At 76.4% G+C, this 16,494-nt stretch carries 14 protein-coding genes and 1 tRNA gene; 6 read left to right on the top strand and 9 right to left on the bottom strand.

Features of this window, described 5'->3' with window-relative positions:
• The first annotated feature begins 107 nt into the window (after positions 1 to 107).
• Positions 108 to 1,352, top strand: a complete 1,245-nt coding sequence (locus tag IE106_RS22455; protein WP_189536925.1) for a M6 family metalloprotease domain-containing protein — start codon at positions 108 to 110, stop codon at positions 1,350 to 1,352.
• Positions 1,353 to 1,409: 57 nt separating this feature from the next.
• Here the strand turns inward: IE106_RS22455 and IE106_RS22450 are convergent.
• The 6 genes from IE106_RS22450 to IE106_RS22425 all read right to left on the bottom strand — a co-directional run bounded on the left by IE106_RS22450 (position 1,410) and on the right by IE106_RS22425 (position 7,210).
• Positions 1,410 to 1,483: transfer RNA gene (locus IE106_RS22450), tRNA-Lys, on the bottom strand.
• Positions 1,474 to 2,130 (bottom strand): hypothetical protein, encoded by a 657-nt coding sequence (locus tag IE106_RS22445; RefSeq protein WP_189536923.1) that lies wholly within the window; start codon positions 2,128 to 2,130, stop codon positions 1,474 to 1,476. The genes IE106_RS22450 and IE106_RS22445 overlap by 10 nt, the downstream gene beginning before the upstream one ends.
• Before the next feature lie 133 nt (positions 2,131 to 2,263).
• On the bottom strand, positions 2,264 to 2,620 hold the full coding sequence (locus IE106_RS22440; protein WP_189536920.1) for a DUF8844 domain-containing protein: 357 nt from the start codon (positions 2,618 to 2,620) through the stop codon (positions 2,264 to 2,266).
• Positions 2,621 to 2,886: 266 nt separating this feature from the next.
• Positions 2,887 to 4,224: an AAA domain-containing protein gene (locus IE106_RS22435; RefSeq protein WP_189536919.1), complete on the bottom strand. Its 1,338-nt coding sequence runs from the start codon at positions 4,222 to 4,224 to the stop codon at positions 2,887 to 2,889.
• On the bottom strand, positions 4,221 to 5,831 hold the full coding sequence (locus tag IE106_RS22430) for a hypothetical protein (protein ID WP_189536915.1): 1,611 nt from the start codon (positions 5,829 to 5,831) through the stop codon (positions 4,221 to 4,223). Before IE106_RS22430 ends, IE106_RS22435 begins: the two co-directional genes overlap by 4 nt.
• Complete coding sequence (locus IE106_RS22425; RefSeq protein ID WP_229840691.1) at positions 5,822 to 7,210, bottom strand: hypothetical protein; 1,389 nt, start codon at positions 7,208 to 7,210, stop codon at positions 5,822 to 5,824. Before IE106_RS22425 ends, IE106_RS22430 begins: the two co-directional genes overlap by 10 nt.
• A gap of 155 nt (positions 7,211 to 7,365) precedes the next feature.
• On the opposite strand from IE106_RS22425, the gene IE106_RS22420 reads away from it, so the two are divergent.
• Complete coding sequence (locus IE106_RS22420) at positions 7,366 to 7,962, top strand: histidine phosphatase family protein (RefSeq protein ID WP_189536913.1); 597 nt, start codon at positions 7,366 to 7,368, stop codon at positions 7,960 to 7,962.
• Positions 7,963 to 8,077: 115 nt separating this feature from the next.
• Here IE106_RS22420 and IE106_RS22415 read toward each other — a convergent pair whose 3' ends face one another.
• Positions 8,078 to 9,466, bottom strand: coding sequence for an NsdA family TPR-like regulatory protein (locus tag IE106_RS22415; RefSeq protein WP_189536912.1), 1,389 nt, complete (start codon positions 9,464 to 9,466; stop codon positions 8,078 to 8,080).
• A gap of 235 nt (positions 9,467 to 9,701) precedes the next feature.
• Here IE106_RS22415 and IE106_RS22410 point away from each other — a divergent pair, with 235 nt between their 5' ends.
• Together IE106_RS22410 and IE106_RS22405 are read left to right on the top strand one after the other, a co-directional pair.
• Positions 9,702 to 10,214 carry a hypothetical protein gene (locus IE106_RS22410; protein WP_229840706.1) on the top strand — a complete coding sequence of 171 codons (513 nt, stop codon included), beginning with the start codon at positions 9,702 to 9,704 and terminating at the stop codon, positions 10,212 to 10,214.
• Positions 10,215 to 10,336: 122 nt separating this feature from the next.
• Complete coding sequence (locus IE106_RS22405) at positions 10,337 to 11,209, top strand: spermidine synthase (RefSeq protein ID WP_189536910.1); 873 nt, start codon at positions 10,337 to 10,339, stop codon at positions 11,207 to 11,209.
• Positions 11,210 to 11,264: 55 nt separating this feature from the next.
• Here the strand turns inward: IE106_RS22405 and IE106_RS31025 are convergent, their stop codons facing one another.
• Positions 11,265 to 11,837 (bottom strand): hypothetical protein, encoded by a 573-nt coding sequence (locus tag IE106_RS31025; RefSeq protein ID WP_189536908.1) that lies wholly within the window; start codon positions 11,835 to 11,837, stop codon positions 11,265 to 11,267.
• A gap of 449 nt (positions 11,838 to 12,286) precedes the next feature.
• Here IE106_RS31025 and IE106_RS22395 point away from each other — a divergent pair, with 449 nt between their 5' ends.
• Together IE106_RS22395 and IE106_RS22390 are read left to right on the top strand one after the other, a co-directional pair.
• Positions 12,287 to 12,973, top strand: coding sequence for a response regulator transcription factor (locus IE106_RS22395; RefSeq protein ID WP_189536906.1), 687 nt, complete (start codon positions 12,287 to 12,289; stop codon positions 12,971 to 12,973).
• On the top strand, positions 12,970 to 14,358 hold the full coding sequence (locus tag IE106_RS22390; RefSeq protein ID WP_189536904.1) for a sensor histidine kinase: 1,389 nt from the start codon (positions 12,970 to 12,972) through the stop codon (positions 14,356 to 14,358). Before IE106_RS22395 ends, IE106_RS22390 begins: the two co-directional genes overlap by 4 nt.
• 27 nt (positions 14,359 to 14,385) lie before the next feature.
• Here the strand turns inward: IE106_RS22390 and IE106_RS22385 are convergent, their stop codons facing one another.
• The gene (locus IE106_RS22385) at positions 14,386 to 16,314 is read right to left on the bottom strand and encodes a serine/threonine-protein kinase (RefSeq protein ID WP_229840689.1); all 1,929 of its coding nucleotides are present in this window, start codon (positions 16,312 to 16,314) and stop codon (positions 14,386 to 14,388) included.
• Positions 16,315 to 16,494: the final 180 nt, after the last annotated feature.

Genomic DNA, 16,494 nt, shown 5'->3' with positions numbered 1-16,494 from the left:
ATCGGGGAGTGTCGCTGCTCACCCGAGTGGTGCAGCGGAACAGGGCGTATCACCACAAAATCACCCAGGGTGGGGAGACGTCCCGTATCTCGCACCCGGAGGTCGACGTGGAGGGTCAGCAGTCGCTCGCGCAGCCACCCGGGGGAGTGCACCGGCCGAGTCTGCGCTCCGCGGCCGCGGGGGTGTTCTCCCTCCTCGCGATCGCCGCGACGAGCCTCGCCGCGGGGCCCGCCGCGGCCGGACCGCCGGCCGGCCCGTGCGCCCTGCCCCGCACCGAGGCCCACCACTCCCTCGGGCTGGACACCTGGAACACGGCGTACCCCAGACCCGAACGGACGCTCGACGCGGTCATGGTCTTCCTGTCGTTCCCGGACGCGGTGCCGGCGCACCCGACGGAGACGATCGCCGCCGACTACTTCCCGGAGACCGGCGAGTTCTTCGAGCGGGCCTCGTACGGCCGGTTCTCGCTGCGCGTCCGGCCGCGGCACGGCTGGCTGCGGATGCCGCGCCCGTCCACGGAGTACGCCGTGCGGCGCGACTGGGCGGTGGACCGGCGGGCCGCTTACCTGCGGGACGCGCTGGCCGTCGCGGACCCGGTCGTCGACTTCTCGCGGTACGACATCGTCTACCTGGTCACCGACCCGGACGCGCCGGGCGTCGACTCGGACGCGACGAAGGTCGTGAACCTGCGGACGCCGCTGCGGGCCGACGGCACCGACATCGACCGGGTGGTGACCCTGTTCGAGCGGCACCCGCCGGACCGGAACGTCCTGGCCCACGAGACGGGCCACGTCTTCGACCTGCCGGACCTGTACAACCGGCCCGCGGACGGCAAGGGCGACTGGGACACCCACGTCGGCGACTGGGACGTCATGGGCAGCCAGTTCGCGCTGGCCCCGGAGCCCTTCGGCTGGCACAAGTGGAAGCTGGGCTGGCTCGGCGGCCACCAGGTGCGCTGCGTACGGGACCCGCAGCTGGTGACGCTCCAGCCGCTGGCGGCGGAGACCGACGGCCCGGCCGCGCCGGGCACCCGCCTGGCGGTGGTCCGCACGGGCACGGGCAGCGCCCTCGCGTTCGAGGCGCGCGGGGCGGTCGGCAACGACCGGGACACCTGCACGGAGGGCGTACTGGTCTACCGGGTGCGCAGCGAGACGGAGTCGGGCGCGGGACCCGTGGAGGTCGTGGACGCGCACCCGCTGACGGAGGCGTGCCGGGACCGCTCCGTCTACCCGCCCCTCGCGGACGCCCCGCTGGCGGAGGGCGAGGCGTTCACCGTCCCGGGGGAGGGGACCCGGGTGGAGGTCCTGCGCCGGACGGCGGCGGGCGCCTGGACGGTGAGGATCACCCCGTGACCCGGTGACGGGCACACGAAGAAGCCCCCCGCTTCCGCGAGGGGCTTCCTCCGTCTGTGCGCCGCCAGGGACTCGAACCCCGGACCCGCTGATTAAGAGTCAGCTGCTCTAACCAACTGAGCTAGCGGCGCCTGCTGACGTCGTAGACATTAGCACCCCGGTCGACGTCAGGAGAAATCGATACCCGCACGTCACCGGCGGATGTGGCGCGCGCCACCCGCACGCAGGCCCACAGCAGCACCTCCGGTCCCGGCAGCCAGGGGGAGCGCGTGTCGGGCGCCACCAGCCAGCGCGGACCCTCCGCGGCGCCGGACGCCGGCGGCGGGATGGTGACCGCGTCCCCGACGCCGTGGCACAGCAGCGGCGGGACCGCGTCGCCCCACTCCTCCCAGCCGAGCAATGCGGGCAGCCGCTGGCCCGTACCGGGGGCGGTGAACAGCAGCATCCGGCCGAGGTGCGCGGCGACCGGCCCGGAGCCGGGCCCCTCGTCCCACAGCCGGTCCAGGAGGCGGCGCCCGAAGATCGCCGGGACGTTCACCACGTCGAAGACGGTGCCGCAGGGCAGGACGGCGGGGGTGCCGGGACGGGTCCCCCACCGGGCGAGGGTGGCGGCCGGGTGCGGGGAGGCGGACGCGAGCCACTCGGCGCCGTCGGCGGTGACCTGCGAGGTGTGGCGCGGGCCGTGGTCCCGCGACCGCCCGAGGAGGTCGGCGCGGCGCCCGTCGGCACCGGTGTGGACGGGGCTCGGAAGGGTCTGTTCTCGCAGCCAGGTACTCATGGACCCAGATCTACCGGCTGTGACGGCCCGATTTCGCTGAGTTTTCGGAAACGGGGACAGAAAGGGAACGAGAGGGGTATCTTTCGCCCTCGGCATATGCCCAGGGCGTGCCCGCCGGGTCTGGGCGGCCGGCTCAGTCCTCGCCGTCGCGGGCGCCGCCGCGCAGCAGGTCCCGGCCGAACTCGACCATCCTCGTCGCGTAGTCCTCGCTCCACTCCGCGCGCTCCGCGATGTCGGCGGTGGACAACCGGTCGAAGCGGCGCGGGTCCGCGAGCTGGGCCGCGGCGATCGCCTGGTACTCGGCGGCCCGGTCGGCGGCCGCGCGGAAGGCGAGCGTCAGCTCCGTGGACCGGGCGAGCAGCCGCCGGGGGTCGTCGATGGACTCCAGGTCGAAGAAGTGCTCCGGGTCGGCGGCGGCCTCGGCAGGCTCGAAGAGCAGGGGCGCCGGCCTGAGCCGCCGCTGCTGCTCGTTCCGCTCGGTCTCCGCCATCGAGGACTCCGTTCCGCTCGCCGTGCCGCCGCCCGTCCGGTTCGGCGGCCACCGACCATTGTCCCGCCTCCCGCAAGACCGCGTGCCGGGCGCTCGGGGACCCCGGCGGACGCGGTGCCCCGACAGGTGCGAGAGCACCGCGCGGTCCGCCTCCCGGCCGTCGGGGGCCGTGACCGTCGGCCGCCTCCGGCGGCGTGCCGGACCCCGCCCGGCGGACGGGGCGGGCACCGCACCGGTCGTCCGCCGCCCGGGTGCCGGAGGGGCGGTCAGGGACGCCAGGCCACCCGGTGCTCGGACAGGTGCGAGAGCACCGCGTGGTTCGCCTCCCAGCCGTCCGGGAACTTGACCGTCACGCCCAACTGGACCGGCTCCGTCGACGGGTGCTCGTCCAGGAGGTCCGCGACGCCCTCGCGGCAGACCACCACGCACGCGTGGCGGTGGCGGGACGCCAGGACGCACAACCGGCCCGTCTCCAGGTGGAACGCCGTCGCGTCGGGGCGGCCCGACAGGGGGTGCAGGACGACCGTCACGTCGTACTCGCGGCCCTGCAGCCGGTTCGCCGTGTCGACCGTCACACCGGCGACCCCCAGGTCGGCGAGGGCCGCGCGGACGGCGGCCGCCTGGTCGCGGTGGGCGGTGCCGACCGCGACGCGGTCCGGGGTGACCGGTACGGGGTGCTCGGCGCGTTCGCTGACGGCCGCCGCGCCCCGGTCCAGGAGCCGCCGCACCACCAGCGCGCACGCCCGGACGGCCTCCGGGTCCGTGCGCGGCGTGTGCCGGGCCGGCAGCTCCAGCAGGCCCCAGCCGGACTCCGCCGCCTCGTCCAGCACCCGGTCGGCCGCCGAGCCGTCCGACGCCGCGCCGAACGCCAGCCGACGGTCGCCGTGGCCCGTGCCCGCGCGGAACGGCGTGTACGGGTAGAACGCCTCCGACACCAGCGGCGCCGCCGACGCGGGCAGCCGCCACGACACCGGCAGCCGGTGCTGCGGCAGGTCCGGGTTGTGCGCCAGCAGCGTCGACACGGCGCTCGCCGACGGGTCGTAGGACAGGCCCGCCCACTGCTCGGCGCCCACCACCGAGAAGGGGTCCAGCTGCCCCGGGTCGCCCACGAACAGCGCCCGCTCGAACAGCCCCGCCACGGCCAGCAGCGCGTCCGAGCGCATCTGGTACGCCTCGTCGACGATGGCGTGCCGCCACGGCTCGACGCCCTTCACGTGCGCCCACTTCGCCGCCGTGGAGACGACCACCGGCAGCCCCGCCAGGTCCGCCGCCTTCGTCGACGTCACGACGCCGTCCAGCGCGTCCAGGGCCTTGTCGTACGCGTCCGCGTCGCTCGCGTGCAGCCGCCCCACCGGCAGCTCCGGCTCCTTCTCGGCGAGCCGCAGCACCAGGTCGTCGACCTGCGCGTTCGTCTGCGCGACCACCATCAGGGGGCGGCCCGCGGCCGCCAGCTCCAGCGCGGCGCGCACCACCAGCGTCGACTTGCCCGCGCCGGGCGGCGAGTCCACGACGACGCCCCGCGCGTCCCCGTGGAGGGTGTCCCGCAGGATCCCGCGGGTCGCCTCGGCCGCCGCCGACGACGGGTCGGACACCTCGTGGTTCACAGCACGTCCTCCGGGGTCACGGGGTCCGGGGCCTCCGCCGCGTCCTGGCGGGGCGGGCCGCCGTGCGTCCACGGCGTCTCCTCCGGGTCGGGCAGCTTCGGGCCGACCCGCTGGTCGTGCTCGAACAGCGTCCACACGATCCGGTCGCCCTTCTCCGGTACGGAGCCCTCCGCCGGCTCCCTCGACCGGCCCATCCGGTCCAGCACGCGCAGCACCACCGTCCGGCCGCCCCCCGCGCCCCCTCCGTCCTCCTCGTACCCGACGAACACCGCCGTCTGCGGCCGCCCGTCCAGCGACCGGTACGCCTTCACGCCCGCGCCCAGGTGCGGCGCGTCGTCGGTCCGCACGGACACCAGGGGGCGCGGCGACGGGCGCTTCGACTCCGTCCACGTCATCGTCACGTCCACCACCTCCCCGGCGAACGCCTCGCCCGCGAGCCGCCGCCCCGCCATCACCAGCGGGTCGTCCAGCGCCTCCTGCGCCTCCAGCTGCGCCTGCGCGGCCTCCCGCGCGGCCAGCTTCCGCGCCGCCGTCACCGCGTCGTCCCGGCGCGGCTGCGGCGGCTCACCGGCCCGCACCCGGTCCCGGTGCCCGGTGAACGACCAGCGGTCGCGCGTCCAGCGGTCCGCGACGCGCCGCCCGGGCGGCAGCTCCCGCACCAGCTCCAGCGCCCGCCACACCGCGTCCCACGTGGGCCGCAACTGCGACAGGACCAGACGCCTGACCTCCCGCTCCGCCCGGTGCAGGGCGCCCAGCCGCTCGTCGGCCGCCTCGCCGTCCTCCGCCGCGCCCAGCGCCTGCCGGGCCCGGTCGTACCGCTCGATCGCGGGCGCCAGCAGCCGGTTGTCGAACGCCGGGTCGGTCGCCGGGCCCGCCGGCGGGCACAGCAGCTGCCCGCCCTGGTCCCGGCCCAGCTCCGCGCGCAGGGCGGCCGCCTCGCCGGACTCCCCGGCCGGCGGGTCGATCCACGCGAGCAGCGCGCCCAGGTGCTGGTCCTCCAGGGACGACTGGCCGGTCGCCCAGTGCCGGTTCAGCAGGTCCGTCGCCGCGACCAGCAGCGACGAGCCGGGCACCCGCGCCCGGTCCCCGTAGTGGGTCAGCCACCGGCCCAGCAGCGGTACCCGCGGCGGGGCGGGGAACGGCGTCTCCGGGTCCTGCTCGGCCGTCCGCCGGAACCGCATGGACCGCCCCAGCAGCCGTACGTACTCCACGCCGGCCCGGCTCGGCACGACCAGCTGCGGCGCGTCCAGGCACAGCTCGACCTCGACCTTCACCTTCCCGCCGGTCGCCGGGTCGGTCTCGGACCGCTCGACCGGCTCGACGGCGTCCGCGTACGCGTCGACGTACGGCAGCACGGCCTCCGCCAGGTCGGCGAGGAACGCGAACCGCAGGTCCCGGTCGCGGGGCTGCGGCACGACGAGCAGCCGCGGCTCCGCCGGGTCGGTGCCGACCAGGGCGCCCAGCGGCGCACCGGCCTCGCCGGCCGTGGTCAGCGGCACGAACACGAGCGGCCGCTCCGACACGTGCCGGTGCCGCACGGTGGCCAGCGCCCGGGCCCGCCCGGCCTCGACGGCCTCCAGCCGCGCGAGGGTGGAGATCAGCGACATCCCGCCACCCCCGACCCGGTCCGCGCACCGGTCTCCGCGTCCGTCTCCGCACCGGTCTTTGATCCGGTCCGCGCGCCGGTCTCCGCGGGGGCCTGTCCGGGCACGACCGCGCCTTCCGCCGGGTCCGGCCGCCCCGAGGCCGCCCTCGCCTCGGCGGCCCGGGCGAGCGCCTCCGCGCGCAGGGCCGCCGCCCGCCGCAGGGCCGCGACCGCCGGGTCCGCGGAGTCCGCCGGGCCTGTGGGGGTGGCCTCCTCCGGCCTCCCGTCCCCGTCCGGGCCGGGGCCGTCCGCGTCGCCGCGGGCCGCGGACAGGACGGCGCCGATCGTCGTCAGGCCGCCCAGCTCGGCCCGGAGGGAACGCCCCAGGGCCTCCACCGCGCCGGCCGCGCGGGCCCGCTCGCGGCAGTGGAACGCCAGCTCGCACGCGGCCAGGCACTCCGGCGCGTACGCGTGCGGCACCGCTTCCACGGCCGCCGCCAACTCCTCCGCCGAGCACGCCGCCACATCGAACGTCACGTCCTGCGGGACCGCCGCCGCGATCTCCTCCAGACGCGTCAGCCGCGCCAGTTGACGCCTCGTCACCGACAACTGCCTGCGCACGTCGACGAGCGAGCCGGTCGGCTGGTTGGAGAAGTCCTTCGGGCAGACCAGCAGCACCGTGTGGTCCACCTCCGCCCCGTCGGTGACCGCGGCGACCCGCTCCAGCGCCAGTACGTACACCGCCGCCTGCCGCGCGGCCGCCCCGACCTTCGCCGCGTCCGCCGAGCCGTCGATCATGGGGAACGACTTGATCTCCACGACGACCCACCGGCCGTCCGGCCGCACCACCACCGCGTCCGGCTCCAGGTACGCCGGCGAACCGGCCACCTCCAGCGCCAGCAGCGGGTGGTCGAGCAGCGCCCAGCCGCCCGCCTCCGTGGCCTCCCGCAGCGCCAGCGCCGTCCGCGCCGCCCGCCCCTCGGGCCCGGCGGCGGCCAGGTCGGGCGTGTGCGCCTCCTCCGGCGCGTCAGCCCCGAGGAGCCGCAGCAGTTCGGCGCCCCCGTCGGCCTTGACCTTCGCCTCGAAGGCGTGGCCCCGCATGAAGGCGAACTGCGACTGCCCGAACCCGGACGGCGCGCCCAGCGCCGACGCGAGCGCGGTCTTGTCGACCCCGGCGCCGTCCAGCAGGGCGCGGCGGCGGCAGCCCGGGTTGGCGGCGAGGGCGGCCAGCGCGCGGGCGTCCAGCGGGTGCGGTGCCGCGGCGGGGCCGCGCAGTTCGGCCAGCCGCCGCCGCAGGGCCGCCTGCCGCGGCACCTCCGGCTCCTGCGGGGTCCGCGCGGCGTGCGGGGTCTGCGGAGTTCGCGGAGCCGGACGCGGTCCGCTGCCCAGGGAATCGCTCACCGCGGAAGTCTCGCATCCGCCACCGACAAACGGGACCGGGTCCCGCCGCTCGCCCGCTTTCGACCGCTCCGCGCGTGTACGCGATGATGGACGGGTACGTCACTGCACCCGCCGTCGTGTGCACCCTTCCGCGTGAACCCCCAGGAGTACGCCCCATGGCACCGCGCATCCTGCTCGCCCGGCACGGCCAGACCGAATGGTCGCTGCTCGGCAGGCACACCGGCCGGACGGACATCCCCCTCCTCGCCGAGGGCCGGCGGGGCGCCGAGCTGCTGGGGAAGCGGCTGCACCAGGGCCGTTGGGCGGGCCTGGAGGGGTACGAGATCCGGACGAGCCCGCTCGTACGCGCGCGGGAGACCTGCGACCTGGCCGGCTTCGGCGGCCGCGCCGAGGAGTGGGACACGCTCATGGAGTGGGACTACGGCGCGTACGAGGGCCTGACGCCCGCCGAGATCCGGGCGTCCCGGCCCGGTTGGCTGATCTGGCGCGACGGCGTCCCGGAGGGCGAGACCCTGGCGCAGGTGTCGGCCCGCGCCGACGAGGTCGTGGAGTGGGCCCGCTCCGCCGACCGCGACGTGCTGGTCTTCGCGCACGGCCACATCCTGCGGACGATCGCCGCGCGCTGGCTGGGCGAGGACATCGCCTTCGGGGCCCGCGTCCGCCTCGACCCCACCAGCCTGTCGGTCCTCGGCTGGGCGTACGGCATGCCCGCGCTCGAACGCTGGAACGACACCGGCCACTTGGAGCCGTGACCCGCACCGCCCGGCCGTACGGCCCGGCCGTACGGCCCGGTCGCGCCGCCCGGCCGTTCCGCCGAGCGGCCCGGCCGACGGCCCCCGCCGGCCCCGGCCTTCGCCTCCGGCCGCCCTACCCCCCGCCCTGGTGGGGGACCATGGGCCGGCGGCGGGTGAGGAACGCGGCGACCCGCGGGGCGGCGCGGTGGGGGTGCAGGACGCGGGCGGTCTCGGCCAGCATCGCCCCGATGCGGGTCGACCGGACGTCACCCAGCAGGTCCAGCACCTGCCCGCCGGCCGCCGCCGCCTCCTCCGGGGCGCCGTCCCGGGCCAGGTCGGCGGCGAGCTGGGCGCGGTACAGGGCGAGGTTCCTGGTGAAGTGCGGGTCGTCCAGCGCGGCCGCCCGGCGGGCGTGGCGCACCGCGCGGGCCGGCTCGCCCAGCAGCGACCAGCACTGGGCCTCCAGGAACTCCAGCTCCGGCTCCCCGAAGAACGACATCCACTCGGGGTCCGCGTCCGAGCGGCCCCGCCCGAACAGGGTGTGTGCCCGCCCCAGCGCCTCCTCGCACGCCGACCGGTCGCCGAGCCCGGCCCAGCCGCCCGCCTCCCGCAGCGCCAGCAGGGACAGCAGGCGCGCCGACGACAGGTGCCGGGCCGCGCGCTGCCCGGCCTGCGCCGCCCGCACCGCCTCCCGGAACCGCCCGCCGTCCCTGGCCAGGAACGACGTGTTGGAGAACGCGTGCGCCTCCAGCCCCGGGTCGCCCCCCACGCGCGCGGTGGCCAGCGCCTCCGCGTAGTGCGAGCGGGCGTCCTCCAGCCGGCCGGAGTCATGGGCCAGCCACCCCACCGACAGGGCCAGTTCGCCGGCGCCCGAGTGGAGCCGGTCCACCGTCGACTGCCGGGTCGCCCTGCCCGTGTCGAGCAGCGCGTACGCCGAGCGCAGCGGCCCCGCCGCCCGTGCGTACAGGCCGTCGGCGCCGTGCCGGTCGTCGAGCAGCCGGATGCGCCGTACGGCCTCCTCGACCGCGGCCACCTCGGACTCGCCGAACCGGCCGCCGGCGCGCGGCGCGGGGATCGCCCCGAGCGGGTCCGGGCCGCCGCCCCGCCCGGCGGCCCCGGCGGCGGGGCCGCGGAGCAGGGAGACGGCCGCCACGGTGGCGGTGCCGCCCGTCATGAATGCGCGACGCAGCACGTCGCTCTCCTCATCGTTCCGGAAAGGTGTGGGGGGCGCCGGCGCACCGGTCGCCGCACGCGCCGCCCGGCCCCGCACGCGTTCCCGCGCGAGGAACCCCAGGTCGGTCAGCGACAGGCCGGGGAACATGTGCAGGAACACCCGTTCGTACGCGTAGTTGGGGCAGCGGATCTCACCCGACTCCACGCGGCCGACGTAACGGGCGTCGCACGCCACCTGCTCCCCGATCTCCCGGGCGGCCCGGCGTACCGCGGCGGCGAACTCCGCGGGGGAGCGCTGCCCCCGCAGGCGGCGGAAGGCGAGATTCGGAACTGCCCGTGACGAGGCCATGGCGAGCCCTCTCCTACGTGCTGCCGATGCTCCGGCGGGGCAAGAACGTACCGGCTGCGGCACGGTGCATACCCATGGTTTAGCTACAAACGGGATATCTCACCCACCATCTGCCATGAAGTGCCATCCTTTGCGGCGGGATATCGCCGTAGCTGTTGACGCCCCGCGCCGTTGAACTCCGCGGAGAGACGGAACGTGTCTCCACTCGGAACTCGAGCGAGGAGGGGATCCCTTGTTGGAGGTCGGTATGGAGGCCAGCCCGCGCGACGACGGCGAGCCACGGGGCGGCCTGCGGCACGAGCCCACCCGGGACGAGAGCGCCCGCCCCCCGGCGGGGCCCGACGGCGGCGCCCGGGCCCGTGAGCACCCCGCGGACGAGGCGTGCGACCTGGTGACGGTCCCCGCCCGGCAGGGCCTGGAGGCGGTCGACATCCTGCGCCGCGGCGCCCCGGCGGTCGGCCCGGTCCTGCACGACGGCGCCAGCGACACGCTCGGCTTCCTCGTCCCGCCGGGCACGGCCGCCGCCTGGGACGTACCGGGCAGCGCCTGCACCCGGACGAACGGGCGCGGCCTGCGCCTGCCCGCCGACCCGGACGCCCCGCGGGACGCGTCGCCCGAGCCGCCCGTGCCCGGCAGCGGCTGGCTCCTCCCGCCGGCCGACACGGATCCGGTCACCGACCCGGCGCTGCTGCGCGAGGCCCTCGACGAGGCCGCCCGCCTCCTCCGAGCCGCCGACGAGTGCTGCTAGCCGCCGGTGGGGGCCGGTGGTGCCGGTGGGTGCCGGTAGGGGTGGTGGGTGCTGCCGCCGTACGTCGGGCCTTACGGCTGCGGCCGCACCCGGGACGCCGTAGGTGAGCCGATAATGGGTGGGTGGCGAGAAACAGACAGCGGGGCGGGCGGGCGGCCGCGCCGGAGACGGTCAGCGAGACCGTCGACGGCGGCGTCGCCGAACTGGTACCCGACCGGGAACGGCCCCGGGCATGGACCCTGCTCATCGACGGCGCGCCGCAGTCGCACGTCGACCTCGACGACCCCGCGCACCTCGACTTCGCCTACCAGCGCCGCCTCGGCCACGTCATCGACCTCGCCGCGCCCCCCGGGCAGCCCCTGCGCGTCGTGCACCTCGGCGGCGGCGCGTTCACCCTCGCCCGGTACGTCGCCGCGACCCGGCCCCGCTCCACCCAGCAGGTCGTGGAGATCGACGCGCCGCTCGTACAGCTCGTACGGCGGGTCCTGCCGCTCGACCCCGCCGCCCGGATACGGGTACGCGGCGGCGACGCCCGCGCCGGACTCGCCAAGCTGCCGGACGACTGGGCGGACCTGGTGATCGCGGACGTGTTCAGCGGCGCCCGCACCCCCGCCCACCTCACCAGCACCGAGTTCCTCACCGAGGTACGGCGCGTCCTCACACCCGGCGGCCACTACGCCGCGAACCTCGCCGACGGGCCGCCCCTGACCCACCTGCGCGGCCAGATCGCCACCGCGGCCGCCCTCTTCCCCGAATTGGCGCTCGCCGCCGACCCGGTCGTGCTGCGCGGCCGCCGCTTCGGCAACGCCGTCCTGCTGGCCTCCGCCGCACCCCTGCCCGTCGCGGAACTCACCCGCCGCGTGGCGAGCGACCCCCACCCGGGCCGCGTCGAACACGGGCGGGAACTGGCCGACTTCACGGGCGGCGCCGCCCCCGTGACGGACGCCGCCGCCAAGGCGTCCCCGGAGCCGCCGTCCTCCGTCTTCCGCGACTAGGGCACCCGCGGGCGGCACGGGTCCGTCGTGGGGGCGTTTCGTCGTGAGGCGAGTGCTACGCGCGGCGGTCGTCGATCTCCACGCGGGGCGCCGAGTCGTGCCAGACGCAGAACACCGAGATCTCCCGGTCCTCCCGCGTGAACGTCACCCGGATCCAGCGGTCCTGCTTCCACACCTGCATCCGCCACCCCGACGCCGGCGTCGCGGACACCAACTCGGCCGACACGTCACCGAGGTCGAACGCCACACGACCGCCGTCGACGGCGTAACTCTTCACCGATCCGGTGGCCGGCGGCACGGACGGGGACGGGGACCACGGAGACGGCGTACGGCTCCGCTCCGGCGCAGGCGCGGACGAGACGGGAGCCGAGGAGGACGCCGACACCGGGCGCGCCACGGGCGGCACCTGCGACGCGGACGGGGACGGCGACGAAGAACGGGACGGCGAGGGCCGCGGCCGCCACGTCGACGACACCTGCGGCTCCGAGTCCGCCGCCGCCAACGGCAGGGCGCTCGGCCGGTCGTACACCGTGCCGGACATCACCGTGAGCACGCCCCACCACGTCAGGGTGACCGCCGCGCCCGTGGCGAGCAACCACGCCAGGGCGTGAACCAGTCCTCTTCGCACCGCGCCATACTGCACCCTTTTTTGGGCTCGTTGCGCCTCCGGGGCGCTTTGGGCGGGTGTCGACAGGCCGAACGTGCTCAGCCCTTCGTTCCTCAGGGCCTCCGCGCGATCGGCCTGTCGACACCCGCGCGCCCCTTCGGCTCCACGAGCGCCACAGGAGCGCACCGTCCCCCTCCCGACAATCGCGCGCCCCTTCGGCTCCACGAGCGGTACACGTGGGCATCCTCCCCCTCCCGGCATTCGCGCGTCCCTCCGGCTCCACGAGCGGCCCAACACGGCACCCTCCTCCCGGCATCCGCATGCCCTGCCCGGCTCGGCGGGTGGTCCACGGGGGCACCTCCTCTCGGCCCTCCGGTTCGGTGGACGCTTCGGGGAGGGGTCCGGCTCGGGGGTGTCGTTCCGGGCTTCGGGGGGCCTCCGGTTACGCCGTATGGCGTACGGTGCCGCCCATGGCAAGTGTGCTCGTGGTCGAGGACGACCCGTTCGTCCGCTCCGCCCTCGTCCGGCACCTGACCGAGGCCTCCCACACGGTGCGGAGCGTCGGCACGGCCCTGGAGGCGCTGCGCGAGGTCGCCCATCACCGTTTCGACGTGGTCATCCTGGACCTCGGTCTGCCCGACCTTGACGGGGCGGAGGCGCTGAAGATGCTGCGCGGCGTCACCGACGTACCGGTGATCATCGCGACCGCGCGGGACGACGAGGCGGGGATCGTACGGCTCCTCAACGACGGCGCCGACGACTACCTCACCAAGCCGTTCTCCGTGGAGCACCTGTCGGCGCGGATCGCCGCCGTACTGCGCCGGGCGCGCGGCGCCGGGGAGGGGACGCCCGGCACGGTCGTCCGGGTCGGCGGCCTCGCCATCGACCCGCTGCGCCGCCAGGCCGAACTGGACGGCAGGAGGCTGGACCTGACGCGCCGCGAGTTCGACCTGCTGGTGTTCCTCGCCCGGCGGCCCGGCGTCGTCGTACCGCGCCGGGAACTGCTCGCGGAGGTGTGGCAGCAGGCGTACGGCGACGACCAGACCATCGACGTCCACCTGTCCTGGCTGCGCCGCAAACTCGGCGAGACCGCCGCGAACCCCCGCTACCTGCACACCCTCAGGGGCGTCGGAGTGAAACTGGAGCCGCCGCGGTGAGGTGGGCGCTCGTCAAGGTCGCGCTGGCCGTCACGACGATGGTCGTCCTCGCCTTCGCCGTACCGCTCGGCATGGTCACCAGGGAACTGGCCCGCGACCGGGCCTTCGGCAACGCCGAGCGGCAGGCCGCCGCGATCGGCCCCACCCTGTCCGTCACCACCGACCGGGCGGCCCTGGACCGCGCCGTCGCCTCCACGCAGGCCGGGGCGGACGGGCGCATGGCCGTGCACATCCCGGCGCCGCCCGGCCGGACCGGCGCCGGCGCCCTGAAGATCGGCACGGGCCGGGCCGCCGAGGCGGACCTGGCGACCGTGCGGCGGGTGCCGCGCGCCTCCGTCGCGGAGGTGGCCGGCGGATTCGTCCTGCTCCAGCCGACCGCGCTGGGCACCGGGCAGATCGCCGTCGTCGAGGTGTTCGTCCCGGAGGGCGAGCTGACCGACGGGCCGGCCACCGCCTGGCTGGTCCTCGCCGGCGTCGGGATCGCCCTGGTCGTCGGGTCGGTCGCGGTCGCCGACCGGCTCGGCGTCCGCATGGTGCTGCCCGCCCGGCGCCTCGCGCGCGCCGCCCACGACCTGGGCGAGGGCCGGCTGGGCGCGCGCGTGCCGGAGGAGGGGCCCGCCGAACTGCGCTCCGCGGCCGTCGCCTTCAACGCCATGGCCGACCAGGTCGTCCGGCTCCTCGCCAACGAGCGGGAACTCGCCGCCGACCTGTCGCACCGGCTGCGCACCCCCCTGACGGTGCTGCGTCTCAACGCCGCCTCGCTCGGCGAGGGCCCGGCCGCCGACCAGACCCGTGCCGCCGTCGAGCAGTTGGAACGGGAGGTCGACACGATCATCCGCACCGCGCGCGAGGCCAAGCCGCAGACGACGGCGGCCGGTCCGGGCGCCGGCTGCGACGTGTCGGAGGTCGTACGGGACCGGATGGCGTTCTGGTCGGCGCTCGCCGAGGACGAGGGCCGCGCGGTGCGGACGGCCGGGGTCGGACGGCCCGTGCGGGTCCCCGTCGCCCGCCCCGAACTGGCCGCCGCGCTGGACGCGCTGCTCGGCAACGTCTTCCGGCACACCCCGGAGGGCACCGCGTTCGCGGTCGACGTGCACGACGGCGACGACGCGGTGATCGTGCTCGTCTCCGACGCCGGACCCGGCATCGCCGACCCCGAGGCGGCGCTCACCCGCGGCAACAGCGGGGCGCGCGACGGCTCGACGGGGCTCGGCCTGGACATCGTGCGCCGCGTCGCGGAGTCCACGGGCGGCGACGTGCGCATCGGCCGCTCCGCCCTGGGCGGCACGGAGGTCCGCGTCCGGCTGGACCTGGACGCCCGCCGCACCGCCCCGTCCGCCCTCCGCACCCACCGCGTACGGCGCCGCCGCGGGGCCTCCGCGTGAACCGGCCCCGCGGGCGTCCGCGTCCGGCTACGGGTCGACGCGGGTCAGTTCCTCCATCGCCGGGCCGCCCCCGCGCGTGACGTACAGCTTCCCCTCGCCGGCCGGGGTGAGGACCATGCGGCCGCGCACCGGGCACGAGGACGCGGCCGGTTCGAGCGGGCTGAGGACCAGGCGGTCGTTGTGCGCACCGGCCAGGACGGACACCCAGGAGCAGTCCGCGTGGCGGCCCGCGCCGGTCGCGGTGGCGACCTTCGCCCCGACGTCGCCCTGCTTGATGGTGATCCTCATCCGGTCGTCGGTGTGCTGCGCGGCCAGCCGCCACGTGCCGAGGAACTTCGGATGGACGGCGGCGTCGCTGGTCGTGGCCGGTTCGAGGACCGCCTCGGCGCCGCCCATCAGCCAGTCCAGCTTGCCGTCCGTACGGAGGGCGAGCGTCTGCGGCGGGGGCGGCGCGCACTCCTTCGTGCCCTTCGGGACCGCCCGCGTCTTCCTGCCCCCGTCGAGAGTGATCTTCTCGTCGTCGACCGCGCGGAGCGTGTTCTCGCCCTCGCAGAGCGCCTCGGGGCCGGTCAGCCTCACCTTGGCGACCGACATGCCCTTCTCGCCCTGCGAGATCTCGAAGCGGCCGTGCACCCGCTCGCCGGACGACGTGCGGATCACGCCCTCCCAGGAGCCGAGGTACGGGTCGGGCACGGCGCCCTCGATCTTCTTCAGCTCGGGCGTCCCCTCGTCGTCCTTCTCGACGAGGATGCCGATGACGATCAGCAGGATCGGTACGAGCAGGATGCCGCCGAGGACCGAGCAGACGACGATCAGCGCGGTGCGCCCGCCGCTGCGGGCCGGCGCGGGCGGGGGCAGGGGCGCGTAGGTCTGGAGGTGCGGGACGGGCTGCACCGACGCGTACGGCGAGGGCTGCGCGGGCCCGTACGGGCCGGGGCCCGGCGGCGGCGTGCCGAAGGCGGTGGGCCCGTACGGCGACGGGGCCGGGGTCGGCGTCGGGGCGACGGCCGGGGACGGTGCCGGGGCGTGCGGGGACGGCCGGAACGACTGGGGCGCCTCCGCGTCCAGCAGCCGCGCCGCCCGCTGCCCCAGCTGCGCCAGGAGCGCGCCGGGCAGCCAGGCCCCCGCCGGTTCGGCGTCCCGGGTGGCGTCGACCAGTTCGGCCACCGAGGGCCGCCCGGCCGGGTCCTTGACGAGGCACGCCCGGATGAGCCCGGCCACCCTCGACGGCACGCCCTCCAGGTCCGGCTCCTCCTGCGCGATCCGGTAGAGCACGCTGTGGACGCCGCTGTCGGCGCCGCCGAACGGGGTGCGTCCCGTCGCCGCGTACGCGAGGACCGCGCCCAGGCAGAAGACGTCCGACGCCTCCGTGACGCTCTCCCCGCGCACCTGCTCGGGCGACATGAAGCCGGGGGAGCCGACCATCACCCCGGTCCGGGTCCGCACGTCGGCGGCGGCGCTGCGCCCGTCCAGCGCGCGGGCGATGCCGAAGTCGATGACGCGCGGCCCGTCGACCGTCACCAGGATGTTCGACGGCTTCAGGTCCCGGTGGACCAGGCCCACCGCGTGGATGGACGCCAGCGCCTGCGACAGCCCGCTCGCCAGGGCCCGCACGGACGTGTCGGGGAGGGGGCCGTGGTCCCGGTCGACGACCTCCGTCAGCGAGGGGCCCGGTACGTACCCGGTGGCCACCCACGGCACGGCCGCGCCCGTGTCGGCGTCGAGCACCGGGGCCGTCCACTGCCCGCCCACGCGCCGCGCGGCGGAGACCTCCTGGGCGAAGCGCTGCCGGAACTCGGCGTCCCGCGCCAGCTCCTGGAGGACCAGCTTCACAGCGACCGTGCGACCGCCCTCACTCCGCGCGAGGTACACGCGGCCCATGCCCCCCGCGCCGAGCCGGCCGAGGAGACGGTAGGGGCCTATCCACGCGGGGTCTTCGGCGGTGATCGGTTGCACCGTCGGATCTTCGCACAGCGGCCGGGGCAAAGGGCCCCGGGACCGGACCTCGTCGGGGCGCTCCGCGCCGCCGGGCGGCGCGGCCGACGCGTGCGGGTGCGCGGACCGGCGGCCGTGGACTCCCCCGTGCGCGGGGGTGGCCGATCACCCGTGCAGGACTCATACGGGCGGGGAATCAGT

This window comes from Streptomyces roseolilacinus, assembly GCF_014649335.1.
Lineage (GTDB): Bacteria > Actinomycetota > Actinomycetes > Streptomycetales > Streptomycetaceae > Streptomyces > Streptomyces roseolilacinus.
This window is presented reverse-complemented; position numbering and strand designations above follow the sequence as displayed.

What these genes read in the sequence shown, in the direction of transcription:
- IE106_RS22420 (WP_189536913.1), top strand. Translation starts at nt 7,366, where the DNA reads ATGGCACCGCGCATCCTGCTCGCCCGGCACGGCCAGACCGAATGGTCG.
- IE106_RS22445 (WP_189536923.1), bottom strand. Translation starts at nt 2,130, where the DNA reads ATGAGTACCTGGCTGCGAGAACAGACCCTTCCGAGCCCCGTCCACACC.
- IE106_RS22415 (WP_189536912.1), bottom strand. Translation starts at nt 9,466, where the DNA reads ATGGCCTCGTCACGGGCAGTTCCGAATCTCGCCTTCCGCCGCCTGCGG.
- IE106_RS22430 (WP_189536915.1), bottom strand. Translation starts at nt 5,831, where the DNA reads ATGTCGCTGATCTCCACCCTCGCGCGGCTGGAGGCCGTCGAGGCCGGG.
- IE106_RS22395 (WP_189536906.1), top strand. Translation starts at nt 12,287, where the DNA reads ATGGCAAGTGTGCTCGTGGTCGAGGACGACCCGTTCGTCCGCTCCGCC.
- IE106_RS22440 (WP_189536920.1), bottom strand. Translation starts at nt 2,620, where the DNA reads ATGGCGGAGACCGAGCGGAACGAGCAGCAGCGGCGGCTCAGGCCGGCG.